At 59.5% G+C, this 22,290-nt stretch carries 26 protein-coding genes, 1 tRNA gene and 1 pseudogene; 17 read left to right on the top strand and 11 right to left on the bottom strand.

From position 1 onward, the window contains the following. Positions 1-13: 13 nt before the first annotated feature. Both KJJ24_RS06690 and KJJ24_RS06685 read right to left on the bottom strand, forming a co-directional pair. Entirely contained in the window at positions 14-136 is a 123-nt protein-coding gene (locus KJJ24_RS06690; protein ID WP_214342819.1) for a photosystem II protein Y, read from the bottom strand. 92 nt (positions 137-228) lie between these two features. Next, on the bottom strand, positions 229-756 hold the full coding sequence (locus tag KJJ24_RS06685; RefSeq protein WP_214342817.1) for a gamma carbonic anhydrase family protein: 528 nt from the start codon (positions 754-756) through the stop codon (positions 229-231). Between the two features lie 126 nt (positions 757-882). Here KJJ24_RS06685 and KJJ24_RS06680 point away from each other — a divergent pair. Together KJJ24_RS06680 and KJJ24_RS06675 are read left to right on the top strand one after the other, a co-directional pair. Further along, a tRNA-Lys gene (locus KJJ24_RS06680) sits at positions 883-954 on the top strand. Positions 955-1,190: 236 nt separating this feature from the next. Then, positions 1,191-2,156 carry a hypothetical protein gene (locus KJJ24_RS06675; protein WP_250544966.1) on the top strand — a complete coding sequence of 322 codons (966 nt, stop codon included), beginning with the start codon at positions 1,191-1,193 and terminating at the stop codon, positions 2,154-2,156. A gap of 9 nt (positions 2,157-2,165) precedes the next feature. Here the strand turns inward: KJJ24_RS06675 and KJJ24_RS14935 are convergent. Next, positions 2,166-3,235, bottom strand: a pseudogene (locus KJJ24_RS14935) (ISAs1 family transposase). A gap of 140 nt (positions 3,236-3,375) precedes the next feature. On the opposite strand from KJJ24_RS14935, the gene KJJ24_RS06660 reads away from it, so the two are divergent. Then, entirely contained in the window at positions 3,376-3,831 is a 456-nt protein-coding gene (locus KJJ24_RS06660; protein ID WP_250544965.1) for a hypothetical protein, read from the top strand. Here the strand turns inward: KJJ24_RS06660 and KJJ24_RS06655 are convergent. The 3 genes from KJJ24_RS06655 to KJJ24_RS06645 form a co-directional block, all read right to left on the bottom strand. Then, a complete protein-coding gene (locus KJJ24_RS06655) occupies positions 3,800-4,018 on the bottom strand; it encodes a helix-turn-helix domain-containing protein (RefSeq protein ID WP_214342813.1) in 219 nt (72 codons plus the stop codon). The two genes, KJJ24_RS06660 and KJJ24_RS06655, sit on opposite strands and share 32 nt — an antisense overlap. After that, complete coding sequence (locus KJJ24_RS06650) at positions 4,018-4,215, bottom strand: hypothetical protein (RefSeq protein WP_214342811.1); 198 nt, start codon at positions 4,213-4,215, stop codon at positions 4,018-4,020. The genes KJJ24_RS06655 and KJJ24_RS06650 overlap by 1 nt, the downstream gene beginning before the upstream one ends. A gap of 134 nt (positions 4,216-4,349) precedes the next feature. Beyond that, on the bottom strand, positions 4,350-4,496 hold the full coding sequence (locus tag KJJ24_RS06645; RefSeq protein WP_214342808.1) for a hypothetical protein: 147 nt from the start codon (positions 4,494-4,496) through the stop codon (positions 4,350-4,352). Between the two features lie 296 nt (positions 4,497-4,792). On the opposite strand from KJJ24_RS06645, the gene KJJ24_RS06640 reads away from it, so the two are divergent. Next, on the top strand, positions 4,793-7,129 hold the full coding sequence (locus tag KJJ24_RS06640) for a plasma-membrane proton-efflux P-type ATPase (RefSeq protein WP_214342806.1): 2,337 nt from the start codon (positions 4,793-4,795) through the stop codon (positions 7,127-7,129). A gap of 245 nt (positions 7,130-7,374) precedes the next feature. Here KJJ24_RS06640 and KJJ24_RS06635 read toward each other — a convergent pair whose 3' ends face one another. The 3 genes from KJJ24_RS06635 to KJJ24_RS06625 form a co-directional block, all read right to left on the bottom strand. Then, the gene (locus KJJ24_RS06635; protein WP_214342803.1) at positions 7,375-7,611 is read right to left on the bottom strand and encodes a chlorophyll a/b-binding protein; all 237 of its coding nucleotides are present in this window, start codon (positions 7,609-7,611) and stop codon (positions 7,375-7,377) included. 4 nt (positions 7,612-7,615) lie between these two features. Then, entirely contained in the window at positions 7,616-7,759 is a 144-nt protein-coding gene (locus KJJ24_RS06630) for a chlorophyll a/b-binding protein (protein ID WP_214342801.1), read from the bottom strand. A 189-nt stretch (positions 7,760-7,948) separates the two neighbouring features. Continuing rightward, positions 7,949-8,221 (bottom strand): RNA-binding protein, encoded by a 273-nt coding sequence (locus KJJ24_RS06625; protein ID WP_214342798.1) that lies wholly within the window; start codon positions 8,219-8,221, stop codon positions 7,949-7,951. Positions 8,222-8,782: 561 nt separating this feature from the next. Between KJJ24_RS06625 and KJJ24_RS06620 the strand changes: the two genes are divergently transcribed. The 10 genes from KJJ24_RS06620 (at position 8,783) to KJJ24_RS06570 (ending at position 17,103) form a co-directional block, all read left to right on the top strand. After that, on the top strand, positions 8,783-9,169 hold the full coding sequence (locus KJJ24_RS06620) for a helix-turn-helix domain-containing protein (RefSeq protein WP_214342795.1): 387 nt from the start codon (positions 8,783-8,785) through the stop codon (positions 9,167-9,169). A 1,321-nt stretch (positions 9,170-10,490) separates the two neighbouring features. Continuing rightward, a complete protein-coding gene (locus KJJ24_RS06610) occupies positions 10,491-11,372 on the top strand; it encodes a metal ABC transporter solute-binding protein, Zn/Mn family (RefSeq protein ID WP_214342792.1) in 882 nt (293 codons plus the stop codon). Beyond that, positions 11,369-12,346 carry a hypothetical protein gene (locus KJJ24_RS06605; RefSeq protein WP_214342789.1) on the top strand — a complete coding sequence of 326 codons (978 nt, stop codon included), beginning with the start codon at positions 11,369-11,371 and terminating at the stop codon, positions 12,344-12,346. Before KJJ24_RS06610 ends, KJJ24_RS06605 begins: the two co-directional genes overlap by 4 nt. A 514-nt stretch (positions 12,347-12,860) precedes the next feature. After that, positions 12,861-13,841, top strand: coding sequence for an inverse autotransporter beta domain-containing protein (locus tag KJJ24_RS06600; RefSeq protein ID WP_214342786.1), 981 nt, complete (start codon positions 12,861-12,863; stop codon positions 13,839-13,841). Between the two features lie 212 nt (positions 13,842-14,053). Further along, on the top strand, positions 14,054-14,200 hold the full coding sequence (locus tag KJJ24_RS06595) for a hypothetical protein (protein ID WP_214342783.1): 147 nt from the start codon (positions 14,054-14,056) through the stop codon (positions 14,198-14,200). Positions 14,201-14,333: 133 nt separating this feature from the next. Beyond that, positions 14,334-14,513 (top strand): hypothetical protein, encoded by a 180-nt coding sequence (locus tag KJJ24_RS06590; protein ID WP_214342780.1) that lies wholly within the window; start codon positions 14,334-14,336, stop codon positions 14,511-14,513. Between the two features lie 171 nt (positions 14,514-14,684). After that, on the top strand, positions 14,685-15,638 hold the full coding sequence (locus KJJ24_RS06585) for an orange carotenoid-binding protein (RefSeq protein ID WP_214342778.1): 954 nt from the start codon (positions 14,685-14,687) through the stop codon (positions 15,636-15,638). Between the two features lie 25 nt (positions 15,639-15,663). Next, positions 15,664-16,380 (top strand): fatty acid desaturase, encoded by a 717-nt coding sequence (locus tag KJJ24_RS06580; RefSeq protein ID WP_371811789.1) that lies wholly within the window; start codon positions 15,664-15,666, stop codon positions 16,378-16,380. Between the two features lie 38 nt (positions 16,381-16,418). After that, a complete protein-coding gene (locus KJJ24_RS06575) occupies positions 16,419-16,748 on the top strand; it encodes a hypothetical protein (protein ID WP_214342775.1) in 330 nt (109 codons plus the stop codon). Positions 16,749-16,884: 136 nt separating this feature from the next. Continuing rightward, positions 16,885-17,103 carry a hypothetical protein gene (locus KJJ24_RS06570; RefSeq protein ID WP_214342772.1) on the top strand — a complete coding sequence of 73 codons (219 nt, stop codon included), beginning with the start codon at positions 16,885-16,887 and terminating at the stop codon, positions 17,101-17,103. Positions 17,104-17,748: 645 nt separating this feature from the next. On the opposite strand, the gene KJJ24_RS06565 is transcribed toward KJJ24_RS06570, so the two are convergent. Continuing rightward, positions 17,749-17,961 carry a hypothetical protein gene (locus KJJ24_RS06565; protein WP_214342769.1) on the bottom strand — a complete coding sequence of 71 codons (213 nt, stop codon included), beginning with the start codon at positions 17,959-17,961 and terminating at the stop codon, positions 17,749-17,751. A 62-nt stretch (positions 17,962-18,023) separates the two neighbouring features. On the opposite strand from KJJ24_RS06565, the gene KJJ24_RS06560 reads away from it, so the two are divergent. Then, positions 18,024-18,269, top strand: a complete 246-nt coding sequence (locus KJJ24_RS06560; RefSeq protein WP_214342766.1) for a hypothetical protein — start codon at positions 18,024-18,026, stop codon at positions 18,267-18,269. 201 nt (positions 18,270-18,470) lie between these two features. After that, the gene (locus tag KJJ24_RS06555; RefSeq protein WP_214342764.1) at positions 18,471-19,928 is read left to right on the top strand and encodes a SulP family inorganic anion transporter; all 1,458 of its coding nucleotides are present in this window, start codon (positions 18,471-18,473) and stop codon (positions 19,926-19,928) included. Between the two features lie 9 nt (positions 19,929-19,937). Here the strand turns inward: KJJ24_RS06555 and KJJ24_RS06550 are convergent, their stop codons facing one another. Continuing rightward, complete coding sequence (locus KJJ24_RS06550; RefSeq protein WP_214342762.1) at positions 19,938-20,603, bottom strand: hypothetical protein; 666 nt, start codon at positions 20,601-20,603, stop codon at positions 19,938-19,940. A gap of 81 nt (positions 20,604-20,684) precedes the next feature. Between KJJ24_RS06550 and KJJ24_RS06545 the strand changes: the two genes are divergently transcribed. Then, complete coding sequence (locus KJJ24_RS06545; protein ID WP_214342760.1) at positions 20,685-22,271, top strand: peptidylprolyl isomerase; 1,587 nt, start codon at positions 20,685-20,687, stop codon at positions 22,269-22,271. The last annotated feature ends 19 nt before the right edge of the window (positions 22,272-22,290 follow it).

Genomic DNA, 22,290 nt, shown 5'->3' with positions numbered 1-22,290 from the left:
CAAATGGTCTGGATCAGCCGTTGGCTCGCTTGAGCATCAGCTGCAGCTGGCCGATGGCAGCGCGGCCGATGTTGAACGCAGCCCAGCCAGCGGCCAGAGCGATCGGGGTCACAACGAGCAGGAGCCGTGCGTCCATGGCTGGGATGTGTAGAAGCGTGTGGTGATCTTACGGATGCTGCGCTTCCGGCAGAGACCCCCTGGCCAGCAGTTGACTGAAATCGCAGCAATTCACGGCGCCGGCGCGAAACCCAGATCGCTGGAGCGGCCCGCATGGGCCATGGCCAGCTTTCGGTAGCGGCGGGCGTGTTCGCGCTGCTCTGCCGCTTGCTCCTCACTCAGTTCGCGCTTGGGTTGGGCCGGTGCCCCCATCACCACAGCCCGCGGCGGCACGTTCTTGGTCACCACAGCCCCCGCTGCCACCAGGGCGCCGGCGCCCACTGTGACCCCGTTGAGCACCACGGCGCCGATGCCGATCAGGCAGCCGTCATCCAGCGTGGCGCCGTGCACCACAGCCCGGTGGCCAATGGTCACGTCGGCGCCGATCGTGACCGGTTGGCCCGGGTCGCCGTGCAGCACCGCGCCGTCTTGCACGTTGCTTCCTTCCCCGATGCTGATGGCACACACGTCGCCGCGGGCGACGGCGGTGGGCCAGAGGCTTGCTCCGGCGGCCAGGTGCACATCGCCGATCAGCACGGCCGAGTCGGCCACCCACGCATCGGGATGCACCGTGGGTTGAGGCCAGGGCTGATCAGGCATGGCAGGCGGGCGGCCAGTGGGTCGGTTGGGGCATTGTGCGCGCGGTTGGAAGCCGGACCCTCCAGGTGATACGTTCACGTGGTGCCCGATAGGGCCACCCCCGAACCTGGTTCACCAGCTCCGGGCGGGTCGTTAGCTCAGCGGTAGAGCACTCGGCTTTTAACCGATTGGTCCTGAGTTCGAATCTCAGACGACCCATTTTGAGTCTCAGCTTTTGCTGACTGGCTTTTGCCAGTTGTGGCAAGTGATCTCAGGCTACTGGCAGGCGTTTGCGCCAGGCCGGAATGAGACCGCGAACGTGCTGAGAAGGCGCTAATTGCGCCAAATGTTTGGGGGTTTCCCCCAAACACCCCCAAACATCACGGGATCCCTTGGGGCACCGTGAGACCGATCGGCCAGCGGCTGGGGAACTCTCCCCTTAAAGCCCTTGAGCCATGACACAGGCCAACAGCGCCCTTAGCAGCGCCAACGGTGTGTTGCGCGCCCATCACCTGCCCTTCCGGTTGCGGGCGGGCCACAACAGCCGTTGGGTGAGCGTGTACGAGAACCTGCCCGGGCGGCGGGTGCGGGAGCGGGCCGTGCGCGGCTGCTCCAGCCAGGACGATCTGGCGATCGAGGAGCTCTGCTTCCGGCTGGTGAGCGAGGCGCGCAGGCAGCCCGGAGCGACCCTGGAGCAACTGCTCGGTAGCCCAGGTGATGAGCCCGATGGCATGGCGCCGCGTCTGGCGCCGAGCTGGCCGGAGATCTGTGATGCCGTGGTGGCGTTCCAGCGCCGCCAGGGCGTGAACATGAACCTTGTGGGCCCATTCAAAGGGCAGGGCTATTTCCGCCTGCTGCCCGCCGATCGTGCGGCCCGGGAGGCGGATGTGCGCCGCTTTGCTCTCCACACCGGTGACAGCCTGCGCGCCCACCTGGCGGACCCCGCTGAGCCGCTGGTGCCTGTGGCGACTCACCGCCAGGGCTTCCGCCAGAAGCGGGAGGTGGTTTCGTTGCTGCGCCGGGCGGGGTTTGGCTCGATTGCGCCCGAGAGCCTGAGCGAAGAGCTCAAGGGGATGGTCAATCAGAAGAAGGTGGTGCTCCTGGCGGCCGGTGAATCCAGGCGCCGGATCCCGAGCACCGATGCCATCCAGGAGTGGCTCGATCAGGTGATCGAGGAAGACCCGCTGTGGGGTTGGTTGTTCGCGATGGTGGCCACCTATGGGTTGCGGCCTCATGAGGTGTGGCACATCGATGGCCTGCCGGATGAGAACGGGCTGATCACCATCGGCGTGGCCGCGCGCCATATCAAGGTCACCAAGACCGGCTTTCGCGCAGCGGTCCCCCTGCCGGCGGAGTGGGTGGAGCGCTACCAGTTGGGCGGGAGCAACGGTGAACAGCGGCTGGAGGAACTGCAGGGCTGATTCAAAGTTTCATGCTGGCCTTTGCCGTGGTTGCCGCGTCGCCATCGCCAGCAGTGCCGTGATGTCATGCATCACTGCCTGCAGACCCTCCCGGATCGAGTCGAAACCGGCTAAGCGCAGCAGGTTGAGGCCAGCGGTGCGCAGCGCTGCTATCACGCCGGCACCGTTGCCGCGGTAACGATGGTCGTCCTCATGCAGCTGGGTGTCACGAATCCAGTGCCAGCTCTCGATACTCCAGCGCTCTCTCACCAGTCGCAGCAGTGCATCTGGGGTGGTGCGCAGGCTGGTGATGAACCGGTGCGTCGCCTTGAACGGCTTGCCATCACGGATCCCGGTAGCGATCACCTCGGCAATCCAGCTGGTGCCATGCCAGTTGGCCTTGATGTGCTCCGGAGCTTCTTTCGCCCTCAACGTCCAGCGGATGTCACGGCCATGGCCGATCTCGTGATCGGTTGCCATGAAGGGGATCTTGCGCTTTCCAAGCAGCTGATCGGCGATCTGCCGGTAGAGCTTCTTTTGGTTGGCCTTGACCGTCAGGAGGAAGTCGGCCCCCTGCTCCTTGAGTTGTCGAAAAACGCTTGCTGCGTGTGGAGCGCATCCGCCTGGATCAGCACGCCCTCAAGGTCGAGCTCCCCGAGCAGCTTCTGGAGCACGGCGCGCTCGTGATCCTCTCCAGTGGCGTAGCAGGCCTGAGCGATCGCCATACCCAAGGCTGCCGAGTAAAGCGTCACCTGGGCGATGAACGCAGAACCGCCACCACTGGTGGGCTCAATCGAGCCCCGGAGGGTCTTGCCGTCACAGATCAACTGATCGAGATCGCCTGCCCCACCTGGGATCTGGGCGATGGTCCAATCCCGGATGGCGGCGCAGACGGCAGCCACGTCCACCTGCAGGAAGAAGTAGCGGAAGGCGGAATCGGAGGGAGGACGCTTGAGCTCAAGGCCAAGGGCCTCGTTCAGCACGGCGTGGTGGCGTCGGGCAAAGCGCTCCAGATCGCGCAGGCTCTCGCATTTGCTCAGGATGCCGAGCACCGCTACCAGCAGCAAATACCAGGCCGGGATGCGAACCCCTCGACGCATCCGGGCATCAGGGATCGCCTTGAGGAAGCTGATCAGGTCGAGATCGGTTGCGGCAGAAACGCTTTGGGGCACTGAGAGGGGGCAATCCCACCGACCTCAACCCATGCTTGCAGCCCCGCCAAGACAGCCTGTGACACACTTTGAATCAACCCTGGGAGGAACTGCGCCGCCGCCATGTGCCCAAATTCGTGAATGAGGACGGCGAACCATTCGATCCCGAGCGCGATCTGGTGAAGCGCTGCGATAACAACGAACGCCTTGGGGCGCTCTGCTGCCACAAGCTGCGCAGCTCCGATGCCAAAGCGGAGTTTGAGGTGAAAACCAAGCTCTACGCCTGGGTGGAAACAGCGCCGGCCCAGGGCAAGAAGAAGGCACAGAAAAGGAAAGAGCGCTGCGTGCCCTATGACCTGCGACACGCCTATGCGATCCGGGCCCGGGAAACAACAACCTGGAACTACGCGGATGTGGCGGCCGTGATGGGCCACAGCCCAGAGGTGCACCGCCGCACGTATCTGAGCGAGATCAGTGGTGAGCAGACCAAGGCGTCTGTGGTGCGCCGCCTGCTCAGCGGCGGTAGTGAGGCCGCTGCCGGTTGATCTGCACGGCGCAGCGCTCGGGCTGCCACAACTGATCGGAGCGCGGGCAGCACGGGTTCATCCGAACCCAGTGCTGCCCTTCTCGTAGGAGGCCGCTGTGCACCCAACGGCGCAGGGAGGAGCGGCTGACCTGGAGCTGCGTGCACAGCTCAGGTGTGGATACCCAAAGGGTTGCCTGCTCGATCATCAGCTGATCCTCCCGAGGGCGAGTTCACACCGCTGCCGGTGCCAGAGCAGGTGCGAGCGGGAACTGGTTGGGTTCTTGGCCACCAGATGCCGCCCGTCCTTGAGCAGGCCTGAGCGGCGGATGGCGAACAGGGTGGAGCGGCTGATCGCCAGATGGGAACAGAGCTCGGCGGTGGTGAGCCAGAGGTGGTCAATCATCGGCAGCAGGGGAGACGACGCTGCGACCGGACTTGGCTGCAATGGAGGCTATTGGGGGGGGCCTTGTCGAGTGCCCTCTGCCTCCTCCAGACGCTGTCCACGTTGCTGAAATCTTGCGTTGGATGGCACTACGGCTAATCCAATGCTTTGGTCTCAGGCATGGCTTGATTGACTTTCGATTCCTCAGGCTGAGGATCTGATTGGAGGTTGGGCATCATGCCGGTTGCTGCGGCTAGCGCGATGGCAGCAAACAAAAGCGTCAGGCGAAGGACTGTTTTCATCTGGACTAGTCCAGATAGTGGAGTTGTGAATTGTTTTCTGCTGTCATGACCAGTCTTCTTGGATTGGGTGACGAGACCAAGCCTTTGGCTGCGCAGAGGTCATAGGACTGTTCTGTTGATTCAGCATGCATCGTGGTTTGCTGCATGTCGTCCAATTTGAAGATGCTGAAGCAGAACTGATGCAGGCTGCAGCTATTCATGGTGAATGAGATGGAGAGAAGAGTCCTCACTAAGGCCAGTTGGCCTTGCTCGCCAAAGTGGTTGCTTGATCGCTCATTCCGGTTGATGTTCCGCCCATGAATGACTGCAGCGGCCTGTCTTGCCAAGAAGCAGTTGTGCGCTTGGCTCGTTATGGCCCCAATGAATTACCTCATCACAAGAGGCAGGCCTGGAAACTCTTTCTGGGCCAATTGTGGGATCCCATCGCTTGGATGATCGAACTCGCAGCACTGCTGTCGGCTTTGGTGCGTGATTGGAGCGATCTAGCTTTGATTTTGGTGCTCCTTGCGGCGAACGCCGTGGTGGGCTTCTGGGAAGAATTCAAAGCCGGCAATGAAGTGGCTGCGCTGCAGGCTCAACTGGCCCAAGAGGCTCGTGTCTGCAGAGATGGGAGCTGGATGATGATTGGAGTCAGTGAGCTGGTGCCAGGCGATCTGATTCGTTTGCGCATCGGAGATATTGTTCCTGCCGACGCTCAGCTGTGCAACGGCGGCCCGGTTGAGCTTGATCAATCACCACTCACTGGTGAATCATTGCCGGTGGAAGTCACGGCTGGAGGGGATGCTCTCAGTGGAGCCATCATGCGCCGTGGTGAGGCTGATGCCCTCGTTACGGCAACTGGAGTTGATACGTTCATTGCTCGTACAGCGCGGCTAGTCGAAGCGGCGCCACCTGTGAGTCACTTCCAGCGTGCGGTACTCAAGATCGGCGATTACTTGATCGCGATCGCCCTTGCCCTAATCACCCTCATTCTGTTAGTGGCCCTGTTTCGTGGCCACGCCATGGTGGAGAGCCTGCGTTTTGCGTTGGTGCTTTGCGTGGCATCGATTCCAGTTGCGATGCCCACCGTTTTATCGGTCACCTTGGCTGTAGGTGCAGAGAAACTGGCCCGTCGCCATGCCGTGGTAACACGTCTTTCAGCGATTGAGGAACTGGCGGGTTTGGATGTTCTCTGCTCCGATAAGACAGGGACATTGACCCAGAATCTTCTTCGTCTGGGTGATGCATTCTGCGCAGAAGGTTGTTCTAATGACCGTTTGATTCGGGCTGCAGCGCTTGCATCTCGCTCCGAGGATCGCGACCCGATTGATACGGCGGTGCTCGAGTCGCCCTTGTTGCCTGATGTGATCCAAGGTTGGCGGATCACCGCTTTTCAGCCATTTGATCCGGTCGTTAAACGCACCGAAGCCAGCGTGATCAGTCCCGATGGGCAGTCGTTGCGTGTCTGTAAGGGAGCGCCTCAGGTGTTGCTGAATATGGCGTCCACAACACCAGCTCTGCGCGCGGAGGTTGATTCCGCCATTGCGGCGTTTGCTGCAAGGGGGTTTCGCTCCTTAGCGGTTGCCGAAGCCGGCGGCGGCCCGGAAGGGGATCAGCCTTGGCAATTTCTGGGGGTGTTGCCTTTGTTTGATCCGCCCCGCGGCGACAGTCGCAGCACACTCGACGGATTGAAGCAACTGGGCGTTCAGATCAAGCTGATCACCGGTGATCAGCTGGCCATTGCTAGAGAAATGGCCGGCCAGCTTGGCTTGGGAACCAACATTCTGTCGACCACTCAGCTTGGCAGTCAACAAGTTGAGCAAGCGGATGGCTTTGCTCAGGTCTTTCCTGAGCATAAGTACAAGATTGTTGAAGAACTCCAGCGCCTTGATCATTTGGTTGGGATGACAGGCGATGGCGTGAATGATGCACCGGCGTTGAAACGTGCTGATGCAGGTATTGCCGTTTCAGGTGCAACCGATGCGGCTCGTAGTGCTGCAGACATTGTGTTGCTTACGCCGGGTCTCGATGTCTTGGTGCACGCCATCCGCGAGAGCAGGCGCATTTTTCAGAGGATGCAGCATTACGCGATCTACCGCATTGCTGAAACGATCCGTGTGCTGGTTTTTATGACTCTTTCGATTCTTGTTTTCGATTTCTATCCACTCTCTGCTCTGATGATCGTGCTGCTGGCACTTCTCAATGATGGCGCAATCTTATCGATTGCGTATGACCGCACCCAAGGGCAACCTCAGCCTGTGCGGTGGCAGATGCCGCTGGTGTTGGGTGTCTCGACGGCTCTTGGGCTTTGTGGTGTTGTGTCCTCGTTTGGCTTGCTGTATCTAGCGGAGCTGAGCTGGCAGCTTGCTCCTGAGTTGATTCGCACGATGTTGTATCTCAAGCTCTCTGTGGCGGGGCATCTCACTGTTTTTGTGGCTCGGACAGTGGGACCGTTCTGGTCAGTTCGGCCGGCACTCCCACTATTGTTAGCAGTCTTGGGAACCCAGCTTGTCGCCACGTTGTTTGCTGCAACGGGGGTCTTGATGACACCAATTGGCTGGAGTTGGGCGCTTTTAGTGTGGAGTTATTCGTTGGTGTGGTTTCTGATCGAAGATCGGGTGAAGCATCTCTCCTACCGGCTCTTCGCCCATTGAGGGAACACCGGCCACTTCAGTTCACTGAGTTGAAGCTGGAGATGGCTGGTGCTCTGCGGGTGTGTTGATGGCGCTTGTGATTCAAGCGCCCGTGCTGCTTCAGGCCGAAAGGACGTGTGTCTGCAATCAGTTGGATCTAGAGGAGTCAGGGCGTAGCTTCAATGTATAAATCACGAATGAAAATAAAACCCCTGAGCAATGCCCAGGGGTTCCATGATCTGAGTCGCGGACATTACCCGCAAGGCTCAAAAGCAGAAGGGTAGAAACTGTGTGCGGCAGGCGGCGTAGCCGTCGACTAGAGCGCCAAGGCCGATCTGATGGGCAATACCGGTACCTGTAAGCCCCTCGGTGATGATGCCGATCACGATCCCGAGCATGGCGGCGCGGCCGTTGAACAGCTCAACGCTTTTCAGTTGTTCCAGATGGATCTGCTGAATGGCGCGGTCTTGATACCACTTGTCGTTGGTGGGAGGGTTTGTCATGACTTCAACCGAGACCGATCTGGGACAAGACTCCCTGGCCCGTGAGCAGCTCGGTGCCAAGGCCAATCACAAATCCGAGCATGGCAAGACGGCCATTCCAGGTCTCAGCAAATTCAACAAAACCAAAGCGTCCAGAAGATTGTGTCATGTGTTGTTCAGAGTAATTGAGCTAATTGATTGTCATGTCCAGAAGCTGCCGATCGCGGCTTGGCCTCTGGGGCCATACTTTGCTTGGGCTTGCTATTGCCACTAATGGCATCTCGGTCTGCCCCCAGAATGGCCGCTCCGATTGGATGGCCATGGGATTGCAACAACGCTTGAGCTGTTGGGAATGAGATCACCAGCGGCTGTTGCCGAGCGCTGGTGTGGGACGAGGCTCGGCCTTATTCACCCGGATCGACCGGCCCATCCACTCCACGTCCTGAAGGTCGGAGATGGCTTTGGTTTCTGCACTGGCCTCTGCCATATCCACAAAAGCGAAGCCCCGCTTACGACCTGTTTCGCGATCAAGCGGCAAACTGCACTTGCTGACGGAGCCGTACTCCGCAAAGAGGTGTTGAAGGTCCTCAACTTCGGCATCGAAGGAGAGGTTCCCAACGTAAATTGTCATTCAATAGATAGAATTATGAAGCTGATTCGCTGATAGCCCTGAAGAAAGTGACTGGTCGAGTGGAGGAATACCGAAGCCAGAAGCTCGTGAGACTCGCCGCTTGAAAGAGAAACCCGCCTGAGACTGGTCGTTGAATCAAGCTCACCCTACACCCAGGCATGGACGCTTGCCTAATCGTCCATGTCTGGGTGCTTGCTCCGCTGGCGGGGCTGGAGGCTCAGCATGGAAAAGCGCCGCCTCGGCGACGCCTTTCCCCCCTCGGTACGCCAACAGAAGCTGCCGGCAACCTCGTCCATGATGGCTTTGATGGGCGGGGTGGCTCGCAACTGCCTGAATCACCGTGGATTTACAGCAATTGCATTTATTTGTGTCGCAGGATGAAGCGAGGTAAAGTTGAATTGAGGACTGCGTGGATTTTCCGTGTCTTATTGACAAGGCTGTTCACTGCTCGTCAGCATGAGAGCAAGTTGTATCGCCCTTGCAGCGCAAGAGCAGCGCACGATGGTTGAACAATCACTCAGGCGAGGGGCTTCTGTGATTCCTGTCGTTTGCGATAGCCCGATGCAGATTGTCGCCAAAGTCCGTCAGTACTTTGGCCTCCACTTTCAAGAGTCAATTGACATCAGTCAATTACCTGCTCTTCTTGGCATCAGCAAGAACTGCCTGGATCTGAGTTTTATGCAGGTGCGTGGGATCAGCCTGTCACAAGCCTTGCAGGAACACCGTCTCAACAAGCTGTTTGCCGCACTCACTGATCAGCCTCGTCAAGGACTGGGCCATGCTATTGAGGCATGCGGTCTGGGCCAGACCAAAGGTGTTGTGGCGCTGTTTGAGCAGGCGTTTGGGATTGAGATGCCACTGTTTATGCTGACGTGTCGTCGTGCAGCTGATGATCGTTTATTTCGCAAAGATCATCAGGATGCCGATGCATTGGTGTTGCCAACATGACTTTTGAGTCTCGACTTCGACCTATGCGACCGTGGAAGATCAACGAGTGACCGATCGCTCAGAACTTCTCCTCAAAGAGCCCCATGTGCTCAAGCCAGGTGTTGGACTGCTCAAAGCTCCAACCGTGATCGGCCTCAAGTGCGGCGGAGGCGTGGTTTTGGAGGACGGGCAACAGCGTGAGCTCGTCGCTGGAGTTTTGGCTTGAGGGCGGTGGTGTCAGAGAGGGTCGGGTCTAGCTGAGCATCGGCAGCAGGGTCGCGATCAGTGGCAATGACAACGGAAGAAGGCGAGCAAAGGACACGGCCTGATGCCTAGAAAGCTTCCGGCTTGCGTGAGCTGCTTGCCTGGCAAAAGCAGCAGAAGCCCGGCGGGCCCGCACCAAACCACCCAATCCCTGCTAGTGCAGATGTATGCATGGAGAGGGCTGATGGCTGCGTCTCGAATCCTTTCCACCGCAGTGGCTGCAAGCAGTGACTGCGAAGCCTGCCCCTATCTGGATGCAGATCTTGCTGCTGGTTTGGCCACCAGCCCGGCGCTGTCAGGGCTGGATCGACGGTATAGCCCGGCAGCAGGGCAGGGCGCCTGATGTTGGCTGAGGAGTGTTGGCTCAGAAGCAGGCGTAGCGGATTCCATCGGTGCCGGCTGACGGCTGGCCGTTGGGTCGACAAATCACTCACGCTGCTCCCGCTCGGGCGCCAAGGCAATGCGTACAAATCCCGATTGCCGACCCCTCGCTGGAGTGCCGATGATGCATGCATCAACCAAGGGAGGCGCCACTGATGGCTGATACCCCACCCGAGTACTCAAAGAAGTAACGCTGACTGCAGGCCCCTGCTCCAACAGTCTTCACCCAACCGTGGGCGGGTCGTCAGTTCGGACACTGGATGAGGGACGTCTGAACCGTCGACACTCCGTTTGCACCGCTATAGGTGCCCCAGGAGATCAAAGCAACCCACCCCTGGAACGTTCGGCCCCAGGCGCCAACGCCAGCAGCTTCAAGCAACGAAAGCCATTGGACTATTGATTGACTCATGACCCCCGGGCATTGCTCGGGGGTTTTTGGCATGAATCACGGGTTTCTAGTGCCTCGCTCGCGCTGTGAGTCCGTCGCTTCATCACGGGCCACGCAGTCGAAGGTCGCCCCGCCCGAAACGCCAAAGATCTCTGCGATCAACGGTCGTTGTGGCGCAGGGGCCTGGCGATTTGCGACGCGAGCCAGCCAGGCGGATGAACCCCAAGGATCCCTGCTGACCCATGGCCTCAACCATTGGCGACACGAGGGCGAGAACCATTATCATTCGCGGCAGCTTGTTTCTGTGTCATGGGTTCCGCTGCCCTGGTTGGGCTTGTGCTTGCCGCGGCGCCGCCGCCATCGGTGGTTTCTGTGGATGGCGTGCTGTGCGACATCACGCGGTCACTCGTGCAGAGCGACGCTCGGGTGACGTGCCTGGTTCCACCCGGAGCTGATCCCCATGGCATGGCTCTGCGCGGTTCAGATCGTCAGGCGCTGAGCACCGCTCGCCTGGTGTTGGTGAATGGCTACAACCTCACGCCGGCGATGAACCGGATTCGTGTCAGTGCTCCTGTGGTGGCCGTTGCTGAACGCGCCACCCCAGGTCACCCAGCCAAGGATCCACACGTGTGGCACGACCCAGGGCTCACCAGTGCCATGGTCCGCGAGAGCGCCACTGCACTGAGGCCTCTCCTTGGAGCAGCAAAAGCTGGAGCACTGCAGCGACGCAGCCAGGCCATGCAGGCCGTGTTGAATCAACTGGGGAGTTGGAGCGCAGCGCAGCTGCAGACGGTTCCCTCTGCTCAGCGTGTTCTGGTCACTGAGCACCGAGCGTTTTCAGCTTTTGCACGTCGCTATGGCATCCGTGAACTGCCGGTGATCGATGACTTTGCGTCGGGGGGGACTCTGAGACCCTCGAGCCTGGGGGCCATCAGCCGGGCCATCCGCCAATCAGGCACAAAAGCAATCTTCGCTGAGGCGTTGCCACCGTCCAAAACGCTTCGGCGCATCAGTTCTGTCAGCGGTGTCGCCATCGCCAAGCAACCGCTCTACGCCGATGGGCTGGCACCCGGGACATCGCTGATTCAAACAGCTACGGCCAATGTCTGCACCTTTGTGACCGCGCAAGGAGGCCGATGTGATCAACGCACAGCCTCTGCGCTGCAACAACAATGGGCTGCGATCCGATGAAGACACGCCACACAATCGTCTCGATCCTTTCTGTTTTGGCTGCTATCGGCTCACCCAGTGGAGCCTTGGCCCATGGAGCTGCAGGTGGTGATGATCTGCTGCCGGGTGAATTTCGGATCCGACCAGTGGTGACACTGGAGGGCCACGCAGGCCTGGAGAACAATCTGGAGGGCCAGCCCCGCCATTACGCCATCGACGGGTTGTTCGGAGCCGTCTTTGAGTGGGGTTTAGACAAAGGCGGCAGTTTCGCCATCGAAGCTCAGATCGGTCCTGCTTTGGTGTGGGGCGAGGCTGAACATTTCTATGGGCGTGTTCATGTTGACGGTCATGGCGGCAGCGCTCATTACGACGACCATGACGATTCGGACGATGAGCGCGGTGATGACCACGCAGCCGCTCATGATCACGCCCATGGGGACGGAAGTCCCTATCGCCGCACCGATGTCAAGGGCTATCTTCAGGCGCGCTATCAACCGAACGATCGTTTTGAGCTCTCGCTGACGTGGTGGCCGTATTACGTCACCGGCAATCAAGGTGATGATGTCATTGGCCTGAAAAATGAGGTTGGTGTTCAGGCCATCTGGGCACTGGGGGATGGGGATGTGAACTTCGCACTTGGCGATGGCCTGGAAACCATCGTCGACGGTGTATTTGTTTCGCTCGAAAACAGAACAGGTTGGGAAAGTGAAGGAACCTATCTGGGTAACTACACCGACCCATGGCTTGGTCTGGGCTTCAACATCGATCTTCTCAACATCACGCTCTCTGCCGGGCCACGCTTCTATAGCCCTGGTTCCTATTCCGGCCTGCCCTTCCGCACCGATTGGGGAGGTGAGATCGAGCTGGAGTATCCCCTGGCTGAGTCTGTCGTTGTGTTCGCACACTGGAAGCCGATCTACAGCAGCCAAGGAGGAGATGGCTGGGGTGTGGGCTGGCAGCACCACATCGGTACCGGAGTCAGCTTCAGCTTCTGAGCAATGAAGCACACGGGGCCCCTGCTCCAACAGTCATCCCCTAACCGTGGGCAGGTCGTTCAGCCAGGCAAGAGGAGGAATGGCATCAACAGCCGCTTCAAGCAGAGTGCCTGACTGATCGACACTCCGTTTGCACCGCCACAGGTGCCCCAGGAGATCAAAACAGCTCACACCTGGAACATTCGGCCCCAGGCGCCAACGCCAGCAGCTTCAACAACGACTGCCATTGAACTGTTGATTGACGCTTGCCCCCCGCGCTTTGCTGGGGTGGGTTGGGAGGTGTCTTCTGCTCCTTCGATGCATGCCACTCTTGATAGAAATGCCCTGGCTCACCAAACAGGGTTGCGTTGTTGGGGGAGCGACGCCGATAGCTCGCGATCGGGTTGCCGTTTCACCTAGGGCTATTGAAGTGGCTCACTGGTTCTGCAGGCTCCCCCGCATCACAAGCTGACCTTTGAACCGCTGCACCACAGTGCTTTTGATGCAACATGCTGCTTAGTATTCGATCCATGGTTTGCAGCAGACTCTTCGCTTGAGCCTTGCGCTAACTGGTGCCGCTGCTATGGGACTGGCATCCATCGCTCAGGTGAGCGCCAAGCCTGTGGAGCTGGCTCAGGGGTCAGCAGAAGACCTTGGCGTGATGAGCATCAACCTCAAGGATGTCGTCAGACCCCAGGTCGGTGTCCAGGCACAGACCCAAGCAGCTGGAACCCCAAATGAGGCTGGCATTGGTGGCTTCTTGCCATTGGTGGTGGGGAAGAACAGCGTTTTCTTCCTTGATGTGCTGGCGAATGCCAATTTCTCCGACATCAAGGGACAGTCCAGCATCGTCAACACCGATGTCGGAGGCACCACCATCTCCACCTCATCGCGCCTGGGCTACCGCTGGCTCAATGGTGATCGCAGTTGGATGTATGGCGTCAATGCAGGCTATGACACCCGACCGCTGACATCAGATGGTGTTGACACGGGAGTTGCTGTCAACCATGAGCGCACAGACTTCTTCCAGCAGATTGCCGTCAATGCAGAAGCGGTGTCTGATCTGTGGCGCTTGAATGCCTACGGACTGATCCCGACCGGCAAAAAAGAGCAACAACTCAACAGCGTCTATCAAGGCGGAGCACTGGATACCTACGGCCTGGACATCGGTTACAACATCACGCCTGTGCTGATGGCAAGCGTTGGCTACTACTACCAGAAGCGAGAAGAGGAGCATGTCAATGGATCAGGCGTTTTGGGAAGGCTGGCGTATGCCATCAACAACGGTCTAACGCTGGGTGCCAACCTGTCTTATGACGATGCCTTCAAGCAACGCTTCTCCGCTGATCTTAAGTGGCGGTTTAATACAAACAATGGTCCTGGTCACGAGCAGGCCAAAACAACGGCTGTTATGAGTGCTCTAACATCAACTCCGGGGCATCGCGACGTGCGAGTGCATGATGACGACATCACTTGCTACGTCATGCCAGGAAACTTCTTGTACTGCCCTGATTGATTGGTGTTAATTCGCTTGTGCTTTAGGAGCTCGAGCCAACCCAATGCCTGGTGTCATTGTGGGATTGTAAGCACGCTTTGATCCGCCATTGATGCAGCCAGGCATCGACCAATCGATGCACGACAAACACAAGCCCGCTTTCATCGATGCGTCTTCTCGGTGCCAGCCTTGCTGATCGTTCCTAGTATTGGTTCGTTCCAGCCGGTGCCGCTATGGCAGATCTCGCGTTTCTCTTCGGGTTCTGGGTCGCTGTGTTGGTGACCGCCGATCTCACCATCCGTCTAGCGCTTGGCCTGGCGGGGGGTGTTGTTGGTGCGATCGGCCAGCTTTTTCGTCGCCCCCGTCGCGGGCTTGCTTGAGGGCACATCCCGTTGTCGCCAATCAGCTGGATCCGTGCGCCGGTCTAGGCCATCTCCCCTCTTTGGAGATGGGTGATCGGATCGTGCGTCTGTGGTTTGAAAGGGTCGCCACTTCGATGTTGAATGCGCCGTGATGGAGCAGTTGAACTGGGGCTACGTGCAACTGGGCCTGTTCGCCCTTGCCTTTGCTGCATTGCAGATCTGGTGGATCAGCAGCACCATGCGCGGCCGTCGGCTGGCGCGGCCCATGCATGAGCACGAGTTCAGGCAGAGATTGGAGAAGATCTGGAGCCGTGAGCAGCGCAGCCGTTGAGGTCGTCAAGCCCTGGTGCTGCGTCATCCACCTGGGCCATGGCCGTGCAGTGTTCCCCGAGCAGTGGTAGATGAGGCAATCCGCCGCAACCCTCCACAGATCCGCGCTTTACCAGAAAACGCCTCTGACCGTGCTAGGGTTTTAAAAATCCTTAACAGACGCCATAATTTGATGTTTACGATCGATCGCGCCTCCAAGATCTTTCCTGGCACCCTCTCGGCAGATGTTGTTCCTGCCATCACAGCCCGCTTCAAGCTGTTGAGTGCTGAAGATCAACTGGCGCTGATCTGGTACGCCTACCTAGAAATGGGCCGCACGATCACCGTGGCAGCGCCGGCAGCTGCGCGGATGCAATTCGCCGAGGGTGTGCTTAACCAAATCAAAGCCATGAGCTTTGAAGAGCAGAGCCAGGTGATGTGTGATCTGGCGAACCGCTCTGATACGCCCGTTGGCCGGGCTTATTCGATCTGGTCGGTGAACATCAAGCTGGGGTTCTGGTATCAGTTGGGTGAATGGATGGCCGCCGGTCTGGTGGCGCCGATCCCTGAGGGCTATCAGCTCTCCGCCAATGCTGCCGCTGTGTTGCGCTCGGTTCAGGAGGTCGAGCAGGGTCAGCAGATCACCCTGCTGCGCAATTTTGTTGTTGACATGGGCTTTGACCCAGACAAAGGGGAAGGCCAGCGCGTGATGGAGCCGGTTGCTCCTCCCACGCCGGAAGAGCTGCGCAAAAAGGTGTTCATTGAAGGGGTGATCAACCCCACGGTGAATAGCTATATGGATTTGCTCAATGCCAACGACTTTGATGCCTTGATTGAGCTCTTCCTGCCCGATGGCGCCCTGCAACCCCCGTTCCAGAAGCCGATCGTTGGCCGTGACGCTGTTCTGCGCTTCTTCCGTGAGGATTGCCAAAACTTGCGGCTGTTGCCCGAGCGAGGCTATGCCGAGCCGGCCGAGGGTGATTTCACCCAGATCAAGGTCACAGGCAAGGTTCAGACCCCCTGGTTTGGTGCTGGCATCGGCATGAATGTGGCCTGGCGTTTTCTGCTCAGCCCTGAAGGCAAGATCTATTTCGTGGCGATTGATCTGCTGGCATCGCCAGCTGAGCTCCTGAAGCTCGGCCGCTGATTAGGGGCGCGTCATCGCGTTGACCATGCCCAGCGGAATCCTGTCTGCGGCCCTGCTGCTGGTGGCTTGGCTGATCTCCCTGTTCAGCCTGCTCCCACTGGATCTCAGCCAAGGGCCCATGTGGCTGGTCCCGCTGATGGTTGGGGTTCGCACAGCTTTGCAAACCGGGCTGTTCATCACGGCTCACGATGCGATGCATGGGCATCTTTTCCCGTCCAGCCCTCGGTTGAATCACCTCCTTGGGGCCATGTTGTTGTTTCTTTATGCCGGGCTGCCGTATCGCAGTTGCTGGCGTAAACATCAACGGCACCATTGGCGGCCAGGTAGCCACCTTGATCCAGATTTCTGCTGTGATCAGGCCGCAGGCATCATTGGCTGGTATCGCCGCTTCATGGCTGGCTATCTCTCGCTGGCTCAGATGATGCGCTTGCTGTCGCTGTGGTTGGTGCTTGCGCTGTTGATCAGTTTCCGTCACCCCAATGGTTGGATCAACCTTGTGGTGGTATGTATCTTGCCGCTGTTGCTGAGCTCTTTGCAGTTGTTTGTGTTTGGCACGTATCTGCCGCATCGCAATCAGCAGCAACCTGGTTGCTTGGAGGGTCCGTTAACACTGGCGATGCCGGCTTGGTTGTCGCTTTTGGCTTGTTTTCATTTCGGCTATCACCGTGAGCATCACGACCACCCTGAATTGGCTTGGTTTCAATTGCCCGCTGAGCACCGCCGCACGCTCGCGTTGTCTTGATCTCACCAGTATCGTCGAACACAACAATGAGCCGTAAGATGGGTCCTGAACTGTTGGATGGTTGGTCGCAGACCGAGCAGGATGTGGCCCGTGCTGCGTTTGAGCAGGCCTATCAACGCACCATTGAACGCTTGGTTGCTGATTTGAAGCAGAAAGCCACGGCGCTGTCATCGGCAGAAACAGTGTGGCAACTGCATGATTTCCTCAGTATCGAGCGCCATACGATTGAGGGTCGCTTCTCGTTTGCATCAGAGGGCATCCTATTTGTGATGGCCAGTTTCGTGAAGGATGATTTGCTGCGTCTCGATGAGCTCGAAGGGCTCGAAGCTGAGAAATTGGCCAAAATTGCGGCGATGTCGCGCTTCTGATTTCTGATTCGTCGGTCGACTGGCACCTAGCTGGGCCTGTGAACTAGCTAGGCCTATGAAACCGTGTGAGCAAGAGGTTGATGTGGGGTGCGTCGGCTACGACCTCGTCAGGCTGGTGTTCGTTCTGGCAGTCTTGGTGCTGCTGCCGCGCGGCTTCGGCCAAGAAGCATTGCTGGTGGTATTCGATCAGATCAATCCCAAAGCAGGAGATGAATTGGTGGTTGGTTTGGCTGAACGATGCCAGAGGGTGGTTAGCCTCGGCGTTAAGGCCGCACTGGCTGATCTGCGTGTTGATATCACCGGATGGATCGTGACCCATCTGATCGCAGAGCCGATTGAGCCGGTAATCGAGTAGGGCTTGGTTGGTTGTTTTCCCTTTACAGCGATCAAAAGCTGTTTCGATGTGGAGCAGTGTGATACCCAGCTGCCGGCTTAGCTCCGGGATGGTGAAGGGCTCGTGGTAATGCTCTGAGAAATACTGCACAACAGCCAGAACAATCCTGTGCTGCTCGTAGTTGTCGAGTGGCTGAGGCTGATGCGTAGATGCAATGACGTGAAGCAGTTGAACCTCCCTCTGCTTTCATTCTGCTCCAGTTGCGCTACACAAGCTCTCTCGGGGCTTTCTCTTCAGCATTGCGTGATGGTCTGTTACCCCATCTGCAGGCATTCTGTTGTTTTCAATTGCCCTCTAGGCACGCATTCTTGGCCTTGGTAGCGTTGGCGAGAGGGGCCATGCTCCACGGGAGACGAAGCAGGGTTTGTGACCCTGCTTTTTCTTTGCCAACCCTTGCGCAAACCTTGAGAGAGTCTTCGATCCCGAAGATCGCCAGGAGATTTCACCACGTTGCCCCTGCAGGGTGGACAGTGTTTTTGAACAGTTAGGCCTGCAGTGTGCCCATCGTGATCCAGAGCCGTGCAGCTGATGAGCAGTGCTGGCGCACGGAAGTGTTTCGCCGCAATCGCTTAACGGCCTTCATGACGGCTCGGGCCAAAGCCCGTCTCACGGGCCGTCACTACCGCTTGGTGGATCAAGATGGCGTTGTGCTGGAGCAGGTTGGCTCATGCGGCGCTCCCAAGCCAGATCAAACAGGTAATAAATGAGCGTGAGGCCCACGTGAATCTCCACCGATTTGCTCCAGCCGGTGAACAGGGCCGTGAAGGCCATGGCGACCACCCGGTAAGCCAGGGCCTTCCACAGCAGCGGTGCTCTCAAGCCAGCTCGCTTCTTTCTCTCAGCATGGCGCCCGTGATGGCTCCGTAGCTAGGGATGGAGCAGTGCTCGTGCTGCTGATGCCTCCCTTTGCCCTGTTGTTGCTCGGCGCGATGGTTGCTGCTGCAGCTCCCTCTGCCCTGGCGCAGCCGCTACCTCCACCGCTTGAGCCTGCAACGGTTGCAGCCCCGTTGGAGCCCAATCCTGGTTTCACCAGTGATGTGGAGACGGCCCTCGATGACCTCACCCGTCTTCAATGCAGCTTGCTCGGGCTGATGCTGATCAATTCCCAGCCCTGCCCGGTGCCGTGAACCCTGAGCAGCTCGAGAGTTTGCAGGTGTTAGCGCTGGCTTTGGTTCCCGTGGCGCTGATCTGGTGGGCCTGGTTACGGCTGCTGCGCTGAGGGCTGTACTGTCGATTTGTCGATCAAACAGTTCAGCGCATTGGTGGTGAGACAAGGCTGGTCACTCGTCCCCCGCCGTGAAGCGATACCGCGAGAGTTCCTAGCCGGGATGGTGGTTGCCCTCGGCATCATTCCTGAGGCCATCGCCTTTTCGATCGTGGCCGGCGTGGATCCGCAGGTGGGCTTGTTCGGCTCGATTTGCATTCTGATTGTTGTGGCCTTGATGGGCGGACGGCCCGGCATGGTGTCGGCCTGCACCGCTGGTGTGGCCTTGCTGATGGGTGGCTTGGTGCAATCCCATGGCCTCACTTATCTGCTGGCCGCCTCAATCCTGGCCGGCGTGTTTCAGATTCTCTGGGGTTATCTGCGCTTAGCGCATCAGATGCGTTTTGTGCCCAGGGCTGTCACCGTGGGGTTTGTGAATGCGATTGGGGTGTTGATCTTTCTTGCCCAATTGCCGCAGCTTGGCATTGGCCGCGATGGTGGTGAAACCATTCCGAGCCTGGTGGCCACGGGCCAGAGCATTGCCTGGCCTTGGGTGTGGGGCCTGGTGGTTCTGGGCTTGGTGCTCATTTACGGCTTGCCGCGCCTCACCCGGCTGGTGCCCTCCACGCTGGTGGCCATCCTGGTGATCAGTGGCTTGGCGGAGTGGTGGCAACTGCCGATTCCGCGCGTGGGTGATTTGGGGCAACTTCCCAATGCCTTGCCAGTGTTTGCCCTGCCTGAGGTGTTTGCCTCGCCAGACACCTGGGGCATCATTTTGCCCACTGCCCTGGCGATATCGCTGGTGGGCTTATTGCAGTCGTTCCTCACCGCGAGCGTGGTGGAAGACCGTTTGGATGAAGATGCCGATTACGAGGCTGAGGCCCGCGCCGAAGGCGTCGCCAACATCGTGGCTGGCCTGTTTGGTGGGATGGCGGGCGCCGGCATGATCGGCCAATCGGTGATCAATTTGGAATCGGGAGGTCGTTATCGGCTCTCCACGCTCACCGCTGGCGTGGGCTTGTTGGTGCTGGTGATCTCACTCAGCGGCTGGCTAGCGCGGATCCCGATGGCGGCGTTGGTGGCCGTGATGATCATGGTGTCGATCAGCACCGTGAATTGGGAGTCGTTCCTGAAAATGGGCACGATTCCCAAGAGCGACACCTCTGTGATGCTGCTCACCCTGGTGTTGGCGTTGCTCACCCGCAACCTCGCGATTGCCGTGGTGGTGGGTGTGGCGCTGGCGGCGATCCTGTTCAGCCGCAAGGTGGCCAAGGTGGTGGATGTGGAAGCTCACTGGTTGGGCGACGACCACCTCCACTACCGCGTGCGTGGCCAGCTGTTTTTTGTGAGCACGGTGTATTTCCTGGCCGGTTTTAAGCAGCATGCCCATCCAGCCCGCGTCACGATCGATATGGCCGAGGCGCATGTGTGGGATCAAACCGGCATGCGCGCCCTTGATCAGGTGATTCGCAAACTGCAGCAGGCTGGTTCCCGTGTTGAGGTGCAGAACCTCAACCAGGAAAGCCTCAACCTGTTCGAGCGGATCAGTGAAAGCCCAGACGCAGTGCTGGGCCAGGGCTGATCCCGCGCCTCAGGGCATCCAGTCGGCCGGAGGCTCGGGCTTCTCGGTGTCCTTGAGCGAGGGGAATAGCTCGCGGATGGTGCTGGTGATCGTGGTGCGGGCCTGCTGGCGGAAGGCGTCGGCAGCGTCGGCGCTGAGCACCGGGTAGGTGGTGTCGGTGTTGCCCTCGCCGCGCAGCGGTTTCCAGCTGGTTTTCTCGCGCTGCTTGAGCTCCTCAATCGGGGCCACGAAATCGAAGCTGATGCTGCGGACAGCCGTGGCTGCGGCCTGAGCCACCAGCTGCTCGCGCACGGGCAGCAGCTCCTTGGCCTTCAGCGTGTCGGGCAGGCCGAGCACCGGCTCGTAGTAATCGATGGTGCGCAGTTCTTCCTGCAGCACGATCGGCCAGGCGGCCACTTCGCCCTCGTTGAGCGGGGCGGATTGCATGGCCTCCAAGTAGTAGGCCAGCCAGCGGTAGAGGGATTTGTCTTGGGTGCGCTTCTTCTCCGATCCCTTGGCCACGATCTTGGGCAGGGCGGCTTCTGCTTTGCGCAGGAACTGGCGGTCGTCCCGCTCGAGGTTGATCGCACCCCAGCGCTGGCGGTATTCCCAGAGCTCTTCGTAGCGGCGCACGTCTTCAGCGCTCCAGCCCAGCTCTTTGAGTTCGCCCGCTCGGTTGTTTTCGCTCTTCTGCACGGGTGGTTGAAAGTGCTTCTTCCGGCACCATAGGGTCGCACTTCTAGTGGAACCCCAGGGCCGTTGCTGCCAGCCGCTTCCATGCAACAGGGTTCCGGGGTGGTGGTGTTCTGCCGGCGGGCGGTGGACTGGCAAGCCGCAGAGTGGCAGAGCGAGGCCAGCCATTTTGCGCAGGCCCATCCGATTGCACGGCTCCTCGAGCAGTGGCGGGCCCGCAATTCAGCTTTTTTGTTTCAGCACTACCGCGCTGGCTTGGCCGCGATTGCCTCAGCCAGTTGGCAGGCGGGGGGTGCTGGGCTGTTGCTCAATCCCGTGGCGATGGACGGCGATGTGGCGATCACACCTGAGCTGATGGCTCAGCTACGCCAGGCCGCCTGGGTGATCCCAATCGACGACGACGATTGGCTTTCTCCCTTCCTCCCCACGGCTTTGCAACAGCTCAGTGCGGCACGGTTAGCGATCTGGGAGGTGCTGCCGCTGCATGTGGATGCGGATCACTGTTTTGTGGAGCCGGCCCGGGCTTTTCTGGATCCACAGCAGCCGTTATCGGAGCAAGTGTTGCTCTCCTGCGGCTATGCGTTGAGCCAGGGCCTCATGGCCAGCCTCAGCGATGAGCAGCTTGCGGGCTGCCTGTTGCATCACGGTGCGGTCACGCAGCTGCTCTCCACTGAGGGATCCGCCACGGTGGTGCCCGATGTGCAAGCGGTGTTGCTGCGCCATCCGGCGAGTGCCGGCTCGGCTCTGGAGGCCGGTCGCCAACGCCAGCTCTTTGAAGTCCGTTCCCCCCCCGAGCTCAACTATCGAGCTGCCTGGGCGCTTCAGCCTCTGCAAGCTCTGCAGCTGCTGCATCAACAGGCTGTGGCGCTCGCCTCTGTGTCCGAGGTGGCACCCATTGCCCTTGATTCCTGGGTGGAGCTTCCCGCCGGCCAGCCCCGGCTTTCGCTCCAACACCTGCAGCAGTTGCTCGACACCCAAGGGCTGAATTTGGCCTTGGCGCAAGCCTTGGTGCTGGATGAGGCGGTGCGTGCCGTTGGGCTCAGCAACGAGCGCATCGAAGCGTTGCATCAACAACAGGCACAGAGCTGGCGCGATGACCATCAGGGCCTCGACCCGCGTGATGCGCGCGAGCGGGAGGAGCTCACTCTCCGTCAACAGCGCCTTGAGCGCCAAGCTCGGCTGCAGCGCTTTTGCGAGCTCTGCTTTGGCGATGAAGTGGAGCTGCGCTACCTGGAGCGCAAGGCCGATCTGGATCGGGTGGTGTATTCAGTGCTGCAGGTGAACGAGCAGGGGCTGGCCGAGGAGCTCTACCAGCAGATCCGCGAGGGGGAGGCGCTGTTTGCTGATCTGGCGGCGCTGCACAGCCTCGGGCGTGAAACCGAAAGCCGGGGCCAGATCGGCCCCGAACCGCTTGGCGATCAGCACCCGGAATTAGCGAGCCGGCTGCGCAGCGGCAAGCCGGGTCAGCTCTGGCCTCCGTTTGAGGTGGCGGGTGTGTGGGTGGTGCTGCGGCTGGAAACGGCGTCGATGGCAGCTCTCGATGAGCCGCTGCGCCAACGGCTGCTGCAAGAGCTGCTGGATGCGTGGATGGAGGAGCGCACGCGCCAGATCCTGGCGGGCGAGGTGCTGCCGCCCCTGCCGTTGCCAAAGGGCTTCGAGGTGGCGGCATGAGCACGCTCAACCTCAGCTC

Origin of the sequence: Synechococcus sp. LA31 (genome assembly GCF_018502385.1) — a bacterium.
Classification (GTDB): domain Bacteria; phylum Cyanobacteriota; class Cyanobacteriia; order PCC-6307; family Cyanobiaceae; genus Vulcanococcus.
Note: the sequence above shows the minus strand (reverse complement) of the source record. Positions and strands in the feature narration are given on the sequence as shown.